General features: G+C 45.5%; 14 protein-coding genes. 7 read left to right on the forward strand and 7 right to left on the reverse strand.

The features are described from left to right. Window positions 1-10: 10 nt before the first annotated feature. From A7981_RS06230 to A7981_RS06260, 7 genes are all read left to right on the forward strand, one after another. Entirely contained in the window at window positions 11-817 is an 807-nt protein-coding gene (locus tag A7981_RS06230; RefSeq protein ID WP_067265525.1) for an ABC transporter ATP-binding protein, read from the forward strand. Window positions 818-888: 71 nt separating this feature from the next. Then, complete coding sequence (locus tag A7981_RS06235) at window positions 889-2205, forward strand: alginate export family protein (RefSeq protein WP_067265528.1); 1317 nt, start codon at window positions 889-891, stop codon at window positions 2203-2205. A gap of 107 nt (window positions 2206-2312) precedes the next feature. Further along, window positions 2313-3074, forward strand: a complete 762-nt coding sequence (gene cobA / locus A7981_RS06240) for a uroporphyrinogen-III C-methyltransferase (protein WP_067266631.1) — start codon at window positions 2313-2315, stop codon at window positions 3072-3074. 26 nt (window positions 3075-3100) lie between these two features. After that, window positions 3101-5527 (forward strand): nitrite reductase large subunit NirB, encoded by a 2427-nt coding sequence (gene nirB, locus A7981_RS06245; RefSeq protein WP_067265531.1) that lies wholly within the window; start codon window positions 3101-3103, stop codon window positions 5525-5527. Window positions 5528-5552: 25 nt separating this feature from the next. Next, window positions 5553-5861: a nitrite reductase small subunit NirD gene (gene nirD, locus A7981_RS06250; RefSeq protein WP_067265535.1), complete on the forward strand. Its 309-nt coding sequence runs from the start codon at window positions 5553-5555 to the stop codon at window positions 5859-5861. A 41-nt stretch (window positions 5862-5902) separates the two neighbouring features. After that, on the forward strand, window positions 5903-8611 hold the full coding sequence (locus A7981_RS06255) for a nitrate reductase (protein WP_067265538.1): 2709 nt from the start codon (window positions 5903-5905) through the stop codon (window positions 8609-8611). 174 nt (window positions 8612-8785) lie between these two features. Then, window positions 8786-10045: a nitrate regulatory protein gene (locus A7981_RS06260; protein WP_067265542.1), complete on the forward strand. Its 1260-nt coding sequence runs from the start codon at window positions 8786-8788 to the stop codon at window positions 10043-10045. A 593-nt stretch (window positions 10046-10638) separates the two neighbouring features. Here the strand turns inward: A7981_RS06260 and A7981_RS06270 are convergent. The 7 genes from A7981_RS06270 to ligA all read right to left on the reverse strand — a co-directional run bounded on the left by A7981_RS06270 (window position 10639) and on the right by ligA (window position 17595). Beyond that, window positions 10639-11325 carry a hypothetical protein gene (locus A7981_RS06270; RefSeq protein WP_067265549.1) on the reverse strand — a complete coding sequence of 229 codons (687 nt, stop codon included), beginning with the start codon at window positions 11323-11325 and terminating at the stop codon, window positions 10639-10641. A 192-nt stretch (window positions 11326-11517) separates the two neighbouring features. Beyond that, entirely contained in the window at window positions 11518-12021 is a 504-nt protein-coding gene (locus A7981_RS06275; protein WP_067265552.1) for a DoxX family protein, read from the reverse strand. A 54-nt stretch (window positions 12022-12075) separates the two neighbouring features. Continuing rightward, entirely contained in the window at window positions 12076-12687 is a 612-nt protein-coding gene (locus tag A7981_RS06280; RefSeq protein WP_067265556.1) for a sulfite oxidase heme-binding subunit YedZ, read from the reverse strand. After that, window positions 12687-13664 carry a protein-methionine-sulfoxide reductase catalytic subunit MsrP gene (gene msrP / locus A7981_RS06285; RefSeq protein WP_067265560.1) on the reverse strand — a complete coding sequence of 326 codons (978 nt, stop codon included), beginning with the start codon at window positions 13662-13664 and terminating at the stop codon, window positions 12687-12689. Before msrP ends, A7981_RS06280 begins: the two co-directional genes overlap by 1 nt. 112 nt (window positions 13665-13776) lie before the next feature. Continuing rightward, window positions 13777-14685: a lipopolysaccharide assembly protein LapB gene (locus A7981_RS06290; protein ID WP_067265565.1), complete on the reverse strand. Its 909-nt coding sequence runs from the start codon at window positions 14683-14685 to the stop codon at window positions 13777-13779. Between the two features lie 2 nt (window positions 14686-14687). Next, window positions 14688-15509, reverse strand: a complete 822-nt coding sequence (cysQ, locus tag A7981_RS06295; RefSeq protein ID WP_254258510.1) for a 3'(2'),5'-bisphosphate nucleotidase CysQ — start codon at window positions 15507-15509, stop codon at window positions 14688-14690. After that, window positions 15493-17595 carry an NAD-dependent DNA ligase LigA gene (gene ligA, locus A7981_RS06300; RefSeq protein ID WP_082889221.1) on the reverse strand — a complete coding sequence of 701 codons (2103 nt, stop codon included), beginning with the start codon at window positions 17593-17595 and terminating at the stop codon, window positions 15493-15495. The genes cysQ and ligA overlap by 17 nt, the downstream gene beginning before the upstream one ends. Window positions 17596-17602: the final 7 nt, after the last annotated feature.

Raw genomic sequence — 17602 nt, forward strand, 5'->3', positions numbered from 1 at the left:
AAATCTAATCATGACAAAGATAGCACAAGAAAAGTATGTCCAGCTTGAGAACGTGAATATGTCATTCACGACTAAGAAGGGTACATTTGACGCTCTGAAGGATATCAATCTAAATATTCGAGAAGGTGAGTTCATCTCCATCATCGGGCACTCAGGTTGCGGCAAATCTACAGTGCTTAACCTGATTGCCGGACTGCTTAATCCTACTCAAGGCAATCTATTCTGCGCCGGTCGTGAAATAGGTGGGCCAGGGCCTGAGCGTGCGGTCGTCTTTCAGAACCATTCACTTTTACCGTGGCTGACATGTTTTGAGAATGTGTACTTGGCTGTGGAACGCGTTTTTGGGGCAACGGAGCAAAAAGATGTGTTGCGTGAAAAAACAAAAGCCGTCATTGATCTTGTTGGGTTATCTCACGCATCGGATAAACGTCCAAATGAGATATCAGGTGGGATGAAACAACGTGTGGGTATTGCTAGAGCTCTTGCCATGGAGCCGAAGGTATTACTACTTGATGAGCCATTCGGCGCATTGGATGCACTCACTCGTGCTCACCTACAGGATGAGCTAATGAGCATTATGGATAAGTCTGGGTGTACTGCGGTGATGGTCACACACGACGTGGACGAGGCGGTACTACTCTCCGATCGTATCGTGATGATGACGAATGGTCCCTCAGCGACCATCGGCGAGATATTAGAGGTTGAACTTGATCGACCACGTAAGAGGCTAGCCTTAGCTGAGGACGGTCATTATAACCACTTAAGAAGTAAAGTCTTGAAATTCCTGTATGAAAGACACGCTAAGAAAGCCGCGTGATAAGGATGGCCCGTCGGTCAGGACGGGCCGGTATTGCAGTGCTACCCCAATCTATAAAAAAGGAGCAACAAATGAAAGTTAAATCTAGTTCCAGCTTGCGTCAAGTCTATTTAGGTTTACTCCTCTGTGCTGTCATGACATCCAACATTGCCAATGCAGAAGAAGTATTACCTGAATATACATTTATTGATGCTATCAAGACTGGAAAGAATCTAACGAGCTTCCGCTTACGTTATGAGAACGTAGATCAGGATAACCGGGCAGAAACGGGGGAGGCAATGACACTTAGAAGCTTGGTAGGTTGGCAGACCGCTCCTTACAAGAATCTGAGTATTGGCATCCAACTGATCAATGTCGCGAAACTGGTCGATGATTACGATGACCGTGCGATGAATAATCCTCAGCCTGGCATGGGTAACTATCCAGCAATCGTTGATCCTGACAATACTGATATTAATCAGCTCTATGTTGATTGGACGGGTATCAAGAACACCAAGTTCAGGGTTGGCCGCCAATCAGTAAAGCTTGATAACGTGCGCTTTATTGGAAACGTGGAGTTCCGTCAGGTGATGCAGGTTTTTGATGGCATCGCTATTGAGAATAAGACGATCAAGGATACAGAAGTTTATCTTGCTCACTTTGAGCGAGTAAAACAGATCACCGAAACTATGCGCAATGGCAATCTTGACATAGCAAACATCAAGTATCGAATATCGCCAAGTGAATCAATCATTGGTTATGGGTATTTCGATAACTTTAATGACTTAGGCTTCAATGCAAATAACGCCCTTGGCCTTGGCGCTGATTCATCAAATAAGACCCTAGGGTTAAGGCTGGATGGAACGCACAAAGTTAACGACGATTGGAAAGTCCTTTATACCGCTGAATATGCGAAACAAACGGATTATTCAGGCGGTGATAGCCGTATAGATGCCCATTATGCCCGACTTGGTGGCGGTGCTATGTATGGCACGTGGTATGTGCGTTTCGATCATGAGTTGTTATCTAGTAACGACGGCCAGTATGCCTTCCAGACGCCATTTGGAACGAATCATCTCTTTCAGGGGTGGGCTGATTTATTTCTTGTTACCCCACGCTTTGGTATCAAAGACGACTATGTCAGTTTTGGAGGCAAGCCAATCGATCCGATTCTTCTACAGGCTGAATATCATGTCTTCACGGCACAGGAGGATTTCGGCAAGTTTGGTGGTGGGTTTGGCGATAAATACGGCAAAGAACTTGATCTCGGTGTGAGCTATATCTTCAGCAACAAATTGCTGTTCAAAGCTGAATACGCCAATTTCAAGGAAGACGAACGCATTGGGCTAGCTACAGCACGTAAACCAGACACTGAAAAAGTTTGGTTAACCGCAATGTATACATTCTAAACATTCTCAGCCTGCGGAATCGTAGGCATGAATCCATGTGGCCCTGGTGATTGGGACTGCATGGATATCAGATGGGATATCAAAGTTACAACGAGATGGTGGTGAAAATGGTTGGCAAAGTCTATTTGATCGGTGCAGGTCCAGGTGATCCGGAATTATTGACGCTTAAAGCATTAAGAATTCTTCAATCAGCGGATGTCGTGTTGCTGGACGAGCTTGTCAATCGTGACATATTGCAACATGCCCAGCAAGCCCGTGTCGTTGATGTTGGTAAACGCGGTGGTTGCAAATCTACGCCGCAACGCTTTATCAATCGCATGATGATAGCCTTGGCTGAGCAAGGCCTGACGATAGCCCGGCTGAAAGGTGGTGATCCGTTTTTATTCGGGCGAGGAGGAGAGGAAATGGTTTCACTCCGGTCCGCAGGTATCGAAGTAGAGGTGATTCCAGGCATCACGAGTGGCATATCGGTGCCCGCATGTATTGGTATCCCAGTTACACATAGAGAATTCACGCATGGTGTTAGTTTTGTCACCGGCCACATGCAAGAGGGCGTGCCTACAACCGATGGCCAGAACTGGAAGGCTCTTGTGGAAAGCGGAACGACACTGGTGATCTATATGGGGGTTAGAAACCTACCCACCATCACTAGGGAGTTACTAAAGGCCGGAATGTCTCCTGATATGCCTGCCGCGGCTATTCAGAATGGCAGCCTGCCTGAGCAACAGCATGTGACAACCACGCTCTCCATGCTGCCTATGGCCGTTCGCCAAGCCAAGTTGGGTAGTCCGGCAATTATTGTTGTTGGGGATGTAGTTCGGTTGGCGACGAGTCTTGAGCTTTCGAAATCCATCTCGATCGCAGCATAAGAAGAGCATAGAAATTGGAGAACATGATGGAAAAAATGAAGCTAGTAGTGGTGGGAAACGGAATGGCAGGCATGCGTACTGTTGAGGAGTTATTAAAAATCTCACCTGACCTTTATGACATCACAGTATTTGGCGACGAGCCGCATCCCAATTACAACCGCATCATGTTATCGCCGGTACTGGCTGGCGAACAAACGATAGATGACATCATCTTGAATAGTAGGGAATGGTATGCAGAGAATAATATCACGCTGCATACAGGCAAGAAGATCCACAAGATTGATCGAAGGTTAAGGATGGCTTTTGCAGAGGACGGGACATTTGCATTATATGACCGGATGTTGATAGCAACTGGATCCACCCCCTTCATGCTGCCTATCCCTGGAAAAGATTTGAAAGGTGTGATTGGTTTCCGAGATATCAAAGATGTCGATGCAATGATTGCTACTGCAGGAACGCATAAACATGCTGTGGTTATCGGAGGAGGGCTCTTAGGGCTGGAAGCTGCAAATGGCTTAAAGATTCAAGGTATGGATGTCACAGTGATCCACAAGAATGAGTGGCTACTTGAACGTCAGCTAGACAAGACTGCCGGCCTCATGTTGCAAAGGTCACTGGAGGCTAAGGGACTATCTTTCAAATTGAATATGGATACCAAGCAGCTGATTGGTGAGAATGGGCATGTTAAGGCCATTCAGTTCGAGGATGGCAGTGAGTTGGCTGCTGACCTGGTCGTTATGGCAGTCGGTATCCGTCCTAACTATGCTCTGGCGGAATCAGCGGGTATCCATTGCGATCGAGGGATCGTAGTGAATGACACCATGCAAACGTTTGATCCAAGAGTCTATTCTGTCGGAGAGTGTGTGGCACATCGAGGTATATCGTATGGGTTAGTCGCACCCTTGTTCGAAATGGCGAAGGTCTGCGCGAATCATTTGGCAAATTTTGGTATCGGACAATACAAGGGATCCGTCACATCAACCAAACTAAAAGTGACAGGTATAGATTTATTCTCAGCAGGCGATTTCACTGGCAACGAAGATACTGAAGAGATTGTTTTACACGATGCGGTTGGCGGTATTTACAAAAAGATCGTCATCAAAGATGACAAAATCATCGGCAGCGTGCTCTATGGTGATACTACAGATGGTAGTTGGTACTTCCAGTTATTACGTGACGGAAAGCCCATCCACGAGATACGTGACAACCTGATGTTCGGGCAAGATAGTCTTGGAAATACTGGTCATGAAGGGCAGGACAAAGTATCGGCGATGACTGACGAGATGGAAGTCTGTGGTTGTAATGGTGTGTGCAAGGGAACCATCGTCAAGGCCATTCAAGAAAAAGGCTTATTCTCAATAGATGATGTCAAAAAGCAAACCAAAGCTGGGTCAAGTTGTGGGTCATGTGTAGGCTTAGTTGAACAGATATTGGTTTCTACACTAGGCGGAGGCTATGCACCACCTTCCTCGGCAAAAACCATCTGTGGTTGCTCCGATAAAGGTCATGAAGAAATTAGACAGCAGATACGTGATAACAAGTATCTGAATATCCCTGATGCTATCAAAGGCATGGCGTGGCGTACTCCAAATGGCTGTGCAACATGTCGTCCTGCTCTTAATTATTACTTGATATCAACTTGGCCACATGAAGCCGTTGATGATCCTCAATCACGCTTCATCAACGAGCGTGTTCACGCCAACATACAAAAGGACGGTACATATTCAGTCATACCTCGGATGTATGGCGGTGTAACCACGCCAAGTCAACTTCGTAAAATCGCCGATGTCGCGGATAAATATGCGGTACCTATGGTGAAAGTGACTGGCGGGCAACGTATCGATCTGCTTGGAGTAAAGAAAGAGGATCTTGTCGACATGTGGGCCGATCTGGATATGCCTTCCGGGTACGCGTATTCGAAAGGCATACGTACGGTAAAGACTTGTGTTGGATCCGAGTTTTGTCGATTTGGTACCCAGAACTCAACGCAAATGGGGATAGATATCGAAAAAGCTTTCGACCATATGTGGGCACCTCACAAGGTCAAGTTCGCTGTCTCTGGTTGTCCACGCAACTGTGCCGAATCAGGCATCAAGGATGTTGGAATCATTGGTGTTGATTCAGGCTGGGAAATGTATGTTGGCGGTAATGGAGGGATAAAAACAGAAGTTGCTCAGTTCCTTTGCAAGGTGAAGACCAGTGATGAAGTATTGGAATATTCCGGTGCATTCATCCAGATATACCGTGAAGAAGCCAGATACCTAGATCGAACAGTCCATTGGATCGAGAGAGTCGGGTTGGAGTATGTAAAGAGAAGGGTAATAGAGGATGCAGAAGGCAGAAAAGCCGCTTATGAGAGACTTCTTTATGCGCTACAAGGTGCTGTTGAACCATGGTCTGAAAGAGTGAAGAAGCGCAATGAACATAAAGAGTTTGAAGACATTACTATTTAAATCAGAGATAGATTCTGGAGCGACTATGAGTCAATGGACAAAAATAACCACCCTGAGCGAAATACCAAAATTAGGCTCACGTGTTGTACGGAGCGCCAAAGGCGATATAGCCGTATTCCGTACCGATGATGATCGTGTATTCGCGCTGCATGATAGTTGCCCACACAAAAAAGGGCCATTGTCACAAGGTATCGTCTATGGCGATAAAGTCGCTTGTCCATTGCACTCATGGCAGATCAGCTTAGTTGACGGCCATGCGCAGGATCCAGATGAGGGGCAGACCGCCTGCTTCTCCGTCAAGGTTGAAGATGGCATGGTGTATCTGGAACTATAGTGAGACCTAATGTCATTCCGATAAAACCAGTCGAGTTTCTTATGAATGAGACAAAGTCCACCTGCTGTTATTGTGGTGTGGGATGTGGCGTCATCATACAGACTGCAAACAACAAGATCGTAGGTGTCCGAGGGGACCCTGACCATCCAGCTAATTTTGGGCGGCTTTGTACAAAAGGTTCGACCTTACATCAGACGACGAATCCGGAAGTGCGTGTCTTGGTTCCTGAACTACGATTGAATCGTGATGAGCCAAGGCAGCCTGCAAGTTGGGATGAGTCACTTGATCATGTGGCAGAGCGATTCGCCGCTATTATCAATGAGCATGGACCAGATTCGGTTGCTTTCTATATTTCAGGTCAATTGTTAACCGAGGACTACTACGTATTTAATAAGCTGGCAAAAGGACTCATTGGTACCAACAATGTCGATACAAACTCTCGTTTATGTATGTCATCGGCGGTTTTAGGATACAAAACGACATTGGGTATGGATGCACCACCTGCATGTTATGAGGATATCGATCATACGAATTGCCTATTCATTGCAGGTTCGAATACAGCATTTGCCCACCCCATCATATTTAGACGTATTGAGGATGCTAAGGGAAAAAATCCTGACCTTAAGATCATTGTGGTAGATCCAAGGAGAACAGATACCGCTAAGACAGCAGATCTTCACCTAGCGATACTTCCAGGTACCGATGTGGCTTTATTTAATGGAATGCTGCATATCATGCTATGGGAGGGGCTGCTTGATATGCAATTTATCCAAGAGCACACAGAAGGATTTGAAGCGCTAAAAGATACCGTTCGTGAATACACGCCTAAAATGGTCGCAGATATCTGTGGAGTAAAAGAGTCCGATATCATTACTGCGGCTAAATGGTTTGGTGCGGGCCCTTCGTTATCGATGTATTGCATGGGTTTGAATCAATCCATACATGGCACAGATAAGAATGCGGCTTTGATCAATATGCATCTGGCAACAGGGCAGATAGGCAAGCCCGGTGCCGGACCATTCTCATTGACCGGTCAACCTAACGCGATGGGTGGCCGAGAGGTTGGGGGAATGGCCACTTTGCTTTCTGCACATAGAGAACTATCTAATGAAGAGGATAGGGCAGAAGTAGCAAGGTTATGGAATGTAGATAGCGTTCCAGAAAAACCAGGTAAGACTGCGATTGAGATGTTCGATGGATTAAATGACGGCAGCATAAAAGCCATCTGGATCGCCTGTACAAACCCAGCCCATTCGATGCCAGACTTGAATAAAGTAATCGAATCATTATCTAAAGCAGAGCTTGTTGTGCTGCAAGATGCTTTCAACAATACAGATACCAATAAATTTGCTGATGTTCTTCTACCTGCCACGACATGGGGGGAAAAGGAGGGCACCGTGACTAATTCGGAAAGACGAATCACCCATATTCGTCCCGCAGTCAAAAGCCCTGGTGAAGCAAGGTCAGATTGGCAGATCATGGTAGATTTTGCTCAACGACTTGAGAGTAGATTAAATGGTGGTTCAAAAGCTGATCTCTTCCCATATTTGAATGCTGAAGATGTTTTCAACGAGCATAAGCTATCAACAAAAGGGCGTGATCTTGATATCACTGGGCTCAGTTACGAATTGCTCGATACTAAAGGCCCGCAACAATGGCCATTCAGATTGGGCACTACAACAGAAACACCAAGGCTTTATACAGATGGTATTTTTCCTACAGAGAATGGAAAAGCCAGATTCTCTAATACGATATACAAAGGCACCTCCGACAAAACAGATGCAAGACATCCTTTGCACCTGATTACCGGTAGATTGAGAGATCAATGGCATGGTATGAGCCGTACAGGAACCAGTGCTCAGCTCTTCAATCATGTCGAGGAACCTGTGATCTCGATGAATCCTGATGACATGCATCGCCGATCTATAAAGCAAGGTGATCTGGTAAAAGTCGCTAATAAAAGAGGAAGCATGATCTTGAGAGTTCAGGCCTCCGATGAAGTTATGCCTGCTCAAACATTCATCCCGATGCATTGGGGAAGTCAATTTATGAGCGGCCTAGGATGCAACGCATTGATGCCTTCTGCCTTTGATAAGAATTCCAAACAACCAGAGTTAAAACACACGGCAGTGAAAGTCGAAAAAGTAGATCTGCCATGGCAAATGACAGTCATGAGACGTTGCCATGACCTTTCATTGATTGCCTCTATCCGAACAGTGTTAAAGAGTTTCGATTTTGCCAGCTGTGGATTATTCGGCAGAGATGCGGGAATGTTGATGTTTAGAGCAGCCCATAAGGAAAGTCCATCGGCAGAGCTGATTTCAAAATTGGATGAAATAATTGGTATGACAGAAGATATTCCAATGCTGAATTATCAGGATAGGAAGCGCGGAATCAGTAAACGGATATTGTTGGAGGGGCAGGATGTTATTGGCGTTAGGTTGATAGGGGAGACATTGGCAGCGGACTGGCTCAAGGATGTCATGACCAATGGGCAACTAACTAATGAATTACGCAGGTGGGCCTTGGCACCATTAAGCTCTCCGCCCATGGGCCAAAATAGTCGAGGGAAAGTGATCTGTAACTGCCTTGATGTTGCCGAGAATGAGATCATCGATACGATAAGGCTAGGCGCCGATTTTCAAACTCTCCAGAGCAAGCTGAAATGTGGAACGCAATGTGGCTCATGCGTTCCAGAGCTCAAACAGTTGGTAAAGAGGCATCAGAGATTTGAAGCCATAGATGCATAATTTTGCACCAAACCTGAGCTTTACTCCTTAAAGAAAGCTCGATGAACCTTGTTATTTGAAATAATTGATGGGGCGCCATCCCATTGATAGCGAGGTAAGTAATATATAAAACAAGAGGCTCATACTTGGCTCGATATTTGCGTTTTTCATTCTATTGCAATAAACAAAGCCCTTATGAATCCATCTGCTGAAAATATTGTTCTTCTTGCTAAGCAGCATCAGATCGAAGAGCTGGAACGTTTGGTGTCCACTGGGGATTTTGTGGAAGTCGTAGGCAATCTTATCCATAGTCTTCAAGCAGAACGAGGCGCAAGTAGCTTATACATTGCTTCCTCTGGTAAGCGTTTTAGTAATGCACGAAAAGACATAATCCAAGAATCGACTTTGCTTGAAGAGAGATTGCGTGAGTTATTCGCTGTACTGCTTAAGAATGCCACTTATGCTAATGCGAAAATGCTTTCACTTATGGCTTGGGTTCTACTTGGACTAGATGATATTGGCCTCTTACGCCAAAAAATCAATGGACTTAAGCTCGCTGCCACAGAAGCAATCACAGCATACAGTCGTTTAATAGCGGGCTTGATCTCTTTGATCTTCGAAGTCGCTGATACCGCGATAGATCCTCGAATCTCAGTTCAATTGGTTGCGTTATTCAATCTAGTTCAAGGAAAGGAATTAGCGGGCCAAGAGCGTGCTCTAGGCTCGTATTCATTTGGATCTGGCGTGATCGGGAAAGAGCATCAACAAAGAGTTATTCATCTGATAGATTCGCAAGATAGACATTTTGATATTTTCTGCGAGCTTGCTGATAAGCGCTTGTTAACCAAATGGCGTCCAATTCAAGACTCGCCAGCAGTAGCTCAACTAGAGCGCTTACGTCGTTTGTTAACAAGCAAAAATGCATTACAAAGCCTAGACAGTAACTTGAGCGAGGGTTGGTTCGAAAGCAGTAGTACTCGTTTAACTGATATCTGGGAATTGCAGTGCGCCCTAGTTGATCTCATTCAGGAGACTTCAGCTCATCTTATATCTGAAGCAAAAGCTGATTTGCAGGATGTAGAGGGTCTGCTTAAACATCTGCGCGAGAACCCTCCAGCAAGAGCTGACATGAGTGATAGATTCTTTGATCCCTCCATCCCGGTTGAACTTGCCTTAGGATTTGTGGCACCAGTAGGCAATGAACATAACTCAGGAAAGACAATTATTGATCTCTTGCAGACTCAGTCTCGAAAGCTAGTCGATATGGAAATGGAGCTAGTTGCAGCCAAGAAATCTCTCGCTGAAAGAAAAACTATAGAACGGGCAAAAGGACTCTTAATGACTCGGTTCAACATTTCTGAAGATGATGCCTATAAAAAAATGCGCTCTACAGCAATGGAAAAAAAACTCAGGTTAGCAGATGTTGCAGGGACAATAATCGCTTTAGCTGATTAGAGTGCTGTCATTAGACTGTTCAGATTATATTTAACATAATATACATTATGCGAAATTAAAGAGTGAGCAACGCCACTGAACACTGCAGCTATATTGGAGCTTATGGTTATTGTTGATCTACTTAAAAAAAAATAGACCAGACGTAAATAAATATGAGCGATTATTTCAGTGCTGCCTATACCTCAGCATCAACTAGTCTAAAATTTTCAGCCCATAAAATAGATTGAACCTGCATTTCGTTTTAATTGTCATTTATAAGGTGGCGATAATTCAGCTATGACTCGAGAAAGGAATTACTTTATGAAAGTCGATATTTACAAAAGTGCATCAAGTAATCACAAGTTTATTTCTGTAGTGGCTGGGTCGGATATTTCACATGTTGAAGTACAAGACCCCGATTTCGCGAAATTGATTCGTAAAAGCTCTGGTGTAGAGTTGGATGAGAGCCCAGCATCGCTGATAACATCAGATATTAAGAAGCAAGGTTATCATTTACATCTAGCTCGATACCCTATTTGTTAATTTTGATTGTTAGCGTTCACCATGAAAAAGCCCCATATTCGGGGCTTTTTATTTGCTGTTTTTAAAAGTGATTACTGGCGCTTCTTTATCTTTAGCTTGGCATCTATGTCACTGATGACTTGCGATGCCCATTCTTTGCCGCCTAAGCCAAATGCAAGTGCTAGGGCTAAGAATATTGCGCCAAATACAATCACAAATAATGCTGTAAGTAGCTGGGTGCCGATATCTAGCTGTTCAAGTGCTACGAATAAGGTGAATATTTGAATGCCGTATTCAACCGATGTGCTGATAGAGAGCGCGCCATCAAACTTGATGCTGTGGAGCCAAGCAAATACTAAGCGGTTGATAAAACGTGCCAGCAATGTACCGAATATCAGTACCAAAATAGCTACAATAATCTTTGGTAGATAATTCGCTAGGTGATTGAGCATCTCAGCGACTTCTGTCAGGCCAAGCATATTGGCGCCTGTCGTTACGAATAATAATATCACTAGCCAGTAGATGACTTGGCCGATCACACCGCTTAGGGTGAGGTCTAACTCACTGTGCTGCAAAAATTCTTCAAGACCGGATCTTGCAGCAAACTTATCAAAGTGCGTTAGCTCAAGCACCCTTTTAACCCCTAGGCAGGCGATTTTGGCGCATATCCAGCCAAAGAAAAGAATGACAATTACAGCGAGTAATTTGGGGAAAAAAGTGGCGACTTGTGTCCAGAATTGATTGAGCGATGAAAGAAAGATGTCTATTTGGTACTGCATTTTGCACTCCTCTTTGATTTTGCGAGATCAGGCTCGATCTTCGGCTAGTTTTGCCACAGCGCGAAGGGATTAACGAGACGCTGTATGATTATTGGCATTTATTCTCTACCAAATGAGCCTGTCTCGCAATAAAGTTGAGGCAATAATTTAATAAATAACATTAATTTAATTAAATAATTAATTGTTTAATAACTATTTATTTATATTTTTCTTAATTAAATAATCCAGACTTATTTTGCCTGCGCCGCTAAAAATTAGCGGCAAAAACATGACAATAAAGATCACGGGTAATTTGTAGTTGCCAAACCCATCCCCATCAATATCTTCAATGCGGTAGCCTTGCAATAGCTGGCCCAAGGTATTCCAATGTTCCGGCCAATGCACTGCGGATATCGCAACGATAGTCAGAATGATTAATGATATGGAGAAAAATCTGGTAGCTAAACCAAGAATAAGCGCCGCTGCGCCTACAAGTTCAAAGATAGTTGCGATATGCCAGCTGATATCGGGCGGTAACAGATTAAATGGGAAAGGAAAGCTGACATCAGCGAACCAATTGGCACCTGTGAGCTTCTCATAGCCTGATTCGCCAAATTCCCATGCTAATAACAGGCGTAAGAACAAAGGTGGAATATAGCGTGAGACCGCATCTAGCGTATCTGCGAGTTTAAAGTAATGACGGATAATAAATGACATGACAACCCCTTTTAATGTGTGATGTATGCCTTAGTCGTGTCTACCGCCCTCTCCTTACGCTTTCTTTAATATTTTCTTATAGTTGAAATAGATGCGTATGCCTAAAAGCATTGCCAGTACAGTCGCGTAGATGAATGGTTCGGTGATATCTTTTTTTACTAGCCACCAGAAATGCATAATCACAAGAATCGCGATTATATAGACAAGGCGATGCAGGGTTTTCCAACGCCCTTTCAAGCGCCGCATCATAAAGTTATTGGAAGTGAATGCCAATGGGATGGTCAGTACAAATGCGCTAAAGCCAACCAACACAAACGGGTGCTTGCCGATATCGTAAGCAATGTCCTCCCAAACGAACCAGAAATCTAGCCAGATATACGCCAGAAAGTGCAGGCAGACGTAGAAAAACATTAGCAGGCCAAACATGCCTCTCAGTTGAATTTGCCAAGTTAGGCCGGTGAGAAGACGTATAGGTGTCATAGATAAGGTGATCAGCAGCATGACCAATGCCCACGTGCCGGTTGAATGCTCGACGAACTGGATGGGATTTGCGCCTAGGCTATCTTGCCAGCCCAATATGAATAACCTGATTAAGGGAATCATTGCGATAGCAATAATGACACCCTTTAACCAGAATATCTGTTTCTTGCTTGGTGCTGGCAGCATCAATAGTTTTTTCGTAAGTCCATCCCTGTATATAGCTGCGCGACCTGCTCTGCATAGCCATTGAACATCTTGGTCTTGATCCTAGGTGAGAACAATCCCCCGCCTATCCTACGCTCAGATGATTGTGTCCAGCGCGGGTGATCTACTTCAGGATTCACATTCGCATAGAAGCCGTACTCGTTGGGTCCGGCTTTCATCCAGGTTGTCTGCGGCATCTTATCGGTGAACCTGATCTTGACGATAGCTTTGGCACCTTTGAAACCATATTTCCATGGTACGACAAGTCGCATCGGTGCGCCGTTCTGGTTGGGCAGCATTTCACCATATAGGCCGACGGCCATGATAGTGAGCGGATTCATCGCTTCATCCATACGCAGGCCTTCTGTATATGGCCAATCCAATATAGGTACGCGTACTCTAGGCATGCTTCTTTCATCAGCAAGCGAGATGAACTCGACATATTTTGCATTACCCGTTGGCTCGGCACATTTAATTAGGTCTGCCAAAGGAAACCCCACCCACGGAATGACCATAGACCAGCCCTCTACACAGCGCATACGGTAGATGCGCTCTTGCAGTGGTGCGATTTTGAAAATGTCTTCTATGGATATCTGCTTGGCTTTTTTAACCGCGCCCTCTATGGATACCGTCCACGGTGTCGGCTTGAATAACAGGGCTTCATGGGCAGGGTCGTTCTTGCCTGTGCCAAATTCATAATAATTATTGTAGGTAGTGACGTCTTCATAGGGTGTAAGTTTTTCATCAGCGCCATAAGATGATTTGCTGAAGCCCGCTATCTTTTGCCGTTGAACAGCGGCTTCTGCATTGATGCTGAATAAGCCACTTGCTGTTGCAGCCCCTGCAAGAAGACTCAGCCCTGCGGTTTTAATGAAGTCTCTACGGTTATGGAAAACATGAGGTGGTGTAATTTCTGAAGAGAGGGAATCAGATGCTCTGCGTGTAACGATGAGTGCCATGGTGTTCTACTCCGCTTATCAACTAAATAGTGAGGGTAACTAATCGTTAGTCGCTGCATTACGCTTTACCTTACATGGAACACAAGGCTTTGTTGTCTTTTTTATTGCAACCTCAGTCTACTGCTAGTTGGTCGATGACTTTACTGACCTGATCATTCAGCTCTTTCGCACCAATCTGATCACATATCTTTTGCGCATCGGCGAGTAGTGGTTGAACATCCGCTGTTTGCTTATTGGCTATTTTTGCTAAAGCTAGATAGTAATATGATCTTGCTTCCCAGTATGCACCGCCCTGCTCTTTGCTAAGCTTGATGACTTTCTGGATATATTTTTCAGCATTAGGATAATCATTTGCAGCGGTATAAATGCGGCCAAGCTCCAGCATGGCATTAGCATAATCACTGGTATCACCCGCATGCGCTTGCATCAGCATGGCTTTCACCTGAAACTCGATAGCCAGCTCATGCTTACCTAGCCTGCTATAGGTATCGGCGATGCGGGCATAATTATCACCGCGCTCATTATCGTTTGCCGCTAGCTTGGATCCAGCAAGATAGCTTTCAAGACCTGAAGTTAGTTGACCGGAATCCACCAGCGTTTCACCGATCAGATTCAGGTTGATGCGTTCAAATCGTTTGTTATTTTCTGCGCGTGCAAGCGTTAGCCCTTGTTCGTAGCTTTCGATAGCTTCGACATATTGCTGAGCATTTTTCTTTACATTACCGATAAGAACCAAGGCCACCATTTGGTCTATAGGTGTTTGCGAGACTTCCTTGGCTTTTTCCAGCGAGGCTAAAGACTCCGGCACCTGGTTCATTAGGCTATAAGCTCGCCCTTTGCAGATAAGTCCATCACGATTGCTCTTGTTCTGCTTAAGGATTTTCTCTGACAAAGACATTGCTTTATCCGCATCACCTTGATTAATAGCTTGGTTACAGGCAGCTATATCGCCAGCCAAGTCGGCATGTGCGTAAGTTGATACTGTAAAAAGGGTAGCTAAAGCGATGTAACGTAGGGACATGATTATTCCAAATATTGATTCCACTGATGTGGAGTAGCACTGTGGGCAAAAAATTCCGCATTTAGCAGGGAGTCTTTATGATTGTAAGTAAATGGCACGCCATTTTTGTTGGTTAAGTGGCCTCCGGCCTGCTCCAATACACATTGCGCGGCGGCTGTATCCCACTCCGAGGTTGGCCCTAGCCGAGGATAAATATCGGCAGCACCTTCTGCAACCATGCATATCTTTAAAGAGCTCCCCATTGGGATGACGGTGGGCTCGGCATATTTCTTTGCAATATTGCTCACGAATCGCTGCAATTTTATATCGGAATGTGAGCGACTGCCGGCAATGACCAGATTGTTCAAGTCTAATGAACGGACATGAATTGCTTGAATACTTCCCTGCCCTACCTGCTTAAAGGCGCCGCTGCCAGCAGATGCGTAATAAAGCACGTCGATCGCTGGCGCATAAACCACCCCCAGAATAGGTATTCCTTGATCTATCAACGCGATATTCACTGTGAACTCACCGTTGCGTTTAATGAACTCCCTTGTGCCATCCAGTGGGTCAACCAGCCAGTAGCGCTGCCATGTTGACCTCTCACTAAACGGAATGCTTGCCGACTCTTCAGAAAGCAATGGGATATCAGGTGATAATTCTTTCAGCCCGGCCTCAATCAGTTTGTGGGCGGATAAATCAGCTTGTGTCAGTGGCGAGTTATCATTTTTTCGCTCCACCGTTATTTCACCGCGATAAACCTCCATGATCGCATGGCCAGCTTCTCGCGATATCTTGATGATCTCTTGCAACCAAATCGAATAGTCTTCACGCATTTTGATCATTAGCAGCCATCATCTCGAGCAGTGTCGGTTCGTCCAGTAGGGGTATGCCAAGCTCTTGGGCTTTTGTCAGCTTGCTACCTGCATCTTCGCCAGCAACGACGTAATCCGTTTTTTTTGAAACACTGCCGCTCACTTTACCGCCTTGTGCTTCAATCATTTCTTTGGCATCTTCGCGTGATAGATTAGGTAGACTGCCTGTTAGCACGAAAGTTTTGCCTGATAATGTGCCAGCGGTGGTAGCGCGCCCTGCGCTTTCTTCCCAAGTAATGCCGGATTTGATCAATGCGTCAATCACTTCGCGGTTATGGCTTTCTGCAAAAAACTCACTAATCGACTCCGCAACGATCGGGCCAACATCGGGCACTAATTGCAGTGATGTGATATCGGCTGCCTGTAAGGCTGGCAGGTTGCCAAAGTGGCGGGCTAGGTCTTTTGCTGTTGCCTCACCTACATTACGTATGCCAAGTGCATATATAAAGCGTGCCAGTGTGGTCTCTTTACTGTTCTGTAGCGCATCGATGATGTTTTGGGCAGACTTGTCGGCCATGCGGTCAAGATCAGCTAAAATCTCAGTATTCAGCGTATAGATATCAGCGAGCGTCTTAACCAGATTCGCATCGACCAGTTGCTCAACTAATTTATCGCCTAAGCCTTCAATATCTATCGCCCGTCGGGAAGCAAAATGCAAGATGGCCTGTTTGCGTTGTGCCGAGCAAAATAAACCACCACTGCATCTCGCCACAGCCTCATCTACCTGCTTGATGATATGGGATCCACATACCGGGCAAACTGTTGGCATCACGAACGCCCGTGCATCTTGCGGGCGTCTTTCGAGGATGACACTGACGACTTCAGGAATCACATCCCCTGCCCTGCGTACCGTTACTGTATCGCCAACATGCACATCCTTGCGCCTGACCTCGTCTTCATTATGCAGCGTCGCATTCGTCACCGTGACCCCACCAACGAAGACAGGGCTCAAACGCGCTACCGGCGTGATAGCGCCAGTACGCCCCACCTGAACGGTGATATCCAGTACTTCTGTCAATGCTTCCTGAGCGGGGAATTTATGAGCAATTGCCCAACGTGGTGCGCGCGAGACGAAGCCGAGTTCATTTTGCATACTTAATGCGTTGACCTTGTACACGACACCATCTATGTCAAACGGCAATGCGTTACGGCGGTTACCGATATCTGCGTAATAAGCTAGTAAGCCTTGCAACCCGTTGACTGTTGAACGCTCCGCACACACGGGCAAATGCAGGCTTGATAGATAGTCCATGCTTGCACTATGCGTAGCAAGCTCTGGGATACCATCATTGGCACCTATACCATACGCGAAAAATGTCAGGGGTCTTTTTGCTGTGATGCTGGAATCTAATTGACGCAAGCTGCCAGCTGCAGCATTACGCGGATTAGCAAACAGCTTTTCTCCACGCGCCTCCTGATCTTGATTTAACTTTTCAAAGTCGCGCTTCAAGATAAATACCTCCCCCCTCACCTCTAATAGCTTGGGTGGGTTGGGCGTATGTAGCACCGCAGGAATAGCACGAATGGTGCGAAGGTTATTGGTGACGTTCTCGCCTGTATAACCGTCACCACGCGTAGCGCCTTGTACAAAAATGCCGTTTTCATAGGTCAATGTCAGCGCAAGGCCATCAAACTTTGGCTCGACGGCATATTCGACCTCCAATACACCGAGCGCATCGCGTATGCGCTTATCGAAAGCATTCAACTCGCTATCTTCAAACGCATTGCTGAGCGATAACATCGGCACTCTATGTGTCACCGAGCCAAATGCTTTTAAAGGTGCACCACCGACTCGTTGCGTTGGTGAATCAGGGGTGATTAGCTCAGGATTTTGCTGTTCAAGCGCGTGAAGCTCGCGAAATACACGGTCATATTCGCTATCCGGCACACTGGGGTCATCAAGTACGTAATATTGATAATCATATTGGCGAATAGTCTTGCGTAGCGTGGCAACGCTTTGAACAGCGTCTGAAGACTGTGATTGGGGAGTAGTGCTTGGGTTGTTCTCTGTAAATAACCCAATCTGGGTGGTCTCAGGACCATGATTCGATGCCATCAGGAAA

The sequence above is a fragment of the Methylovorus sp. MM2 genome (genome assembly GCF_001648895.1).
GTDB lineage: Bacteria > Pseudomonadota > Gammaproteobacteria > Burkholderiales > Methylophilaceae > MM1.

What these genes read in the sequence shown, in the direction of transcription:
- A7981_RS06230 (WP_067265525.1), top strand. Translation starts at nt 11, where the DNA reads ATGACAAAGATAGCACAAGAAAAGTATGTCCAGCTTGAGAACGTGAAT.
- A7981_RS06235 (WP_067265528.1), top strand. Translation starts at nt 889, where the DNA reads ATGAAAGTTAAATCTAGTTCCAGCTTGCGTCAAGTCTATTTAGGTTTA.
- cobA (WP_067266631.1), top strand. Translation starts at nt 2,313, where the DNA reads ATGGTTGGCAAAGTCTATTTGATCGGTGCAGGTCCAGGTGATCCGGAA.
- nirB (WP_067265531.1), top strand. Translation starts at nt 3,101, where the DNA reads ATGGAAAAAATGAAGCTAGTAGTGGTGGGAAACGGAATGGCAGGCATG.
- nirD (WP_067265535.1), top strand. Translation starts at nt 5,553, where the DNA reads ATGAGTCAATGGACAAAAATAACCACCCTGAGCGAAATACCAAAATTA.
- A7981_RS06255 (WP_067265538.1), top strand. Translation starts at nt 5,903, where the DNA reads ATGAATGAGACAAAGTCCACCTGCTGTTATTGTGGTGTGGGATGTGGC.
- A7981_RS06260 (WP_067265542.1), top strand. Translation starts at nt 8,786, where the DNA reads ATGAATCCATCTGCTGAAAATATTGTTCTTCTTGCTAAGCAGCATCAG.
- A7981_RS06270 (WP_067265549.1), bottom strand. Translation starts at nt 11,325, where the DNA reads ATGCAGTACCAAATAGACATCTTTCTTTCATCGCTCAATCAATTCTGG.
- A7981_RS06275 (WP_067265552.1), bottom strand. Translation starts at nt 12,021, where the DNA reads ATGTCATTTATTATCCGTCATTACTTTAAACTCGCAGATACGCTAGAT.
- A7981_RS06280 (WP_067265556.1), bottom strand. Translation starts at nt 12,687, where the DNA reads ATGCTGCCAGCACCAAGCAAGAAACAGATATTCTGGTTAAAGGGTGTC.
- msrP (WP_067265560.1), bottom strand. Translation starts at nt 13,664, where the DNA reads ATGGCACTCATCGTTACACGCAGAGCATCTGATTCCCTCTCTTCAGAA.
- A7981_RS06290 (WP_067265565.1), bottom strand. Translation starts at nt 14,685, where the DNA reads ATGTCCCTACGTTACATCGCTTTAGCTACCCTTTTTACAGTATCAACT.
- cysQ (WP_254258510.1), bottom strand. Translation starts at nt 15,509, where the DNA reads ATGATCAAAATGCGTGAAGACTATTCGATTTGGTTGCAAGAGATCATC.
- ligA (WP_082889221.1), bottom strand. Translation starts at nt 17,595, where the DNA reads ATGGCATCGAATCATGGTCCTGAGACCACCCAGATTGGGTTATTTACA.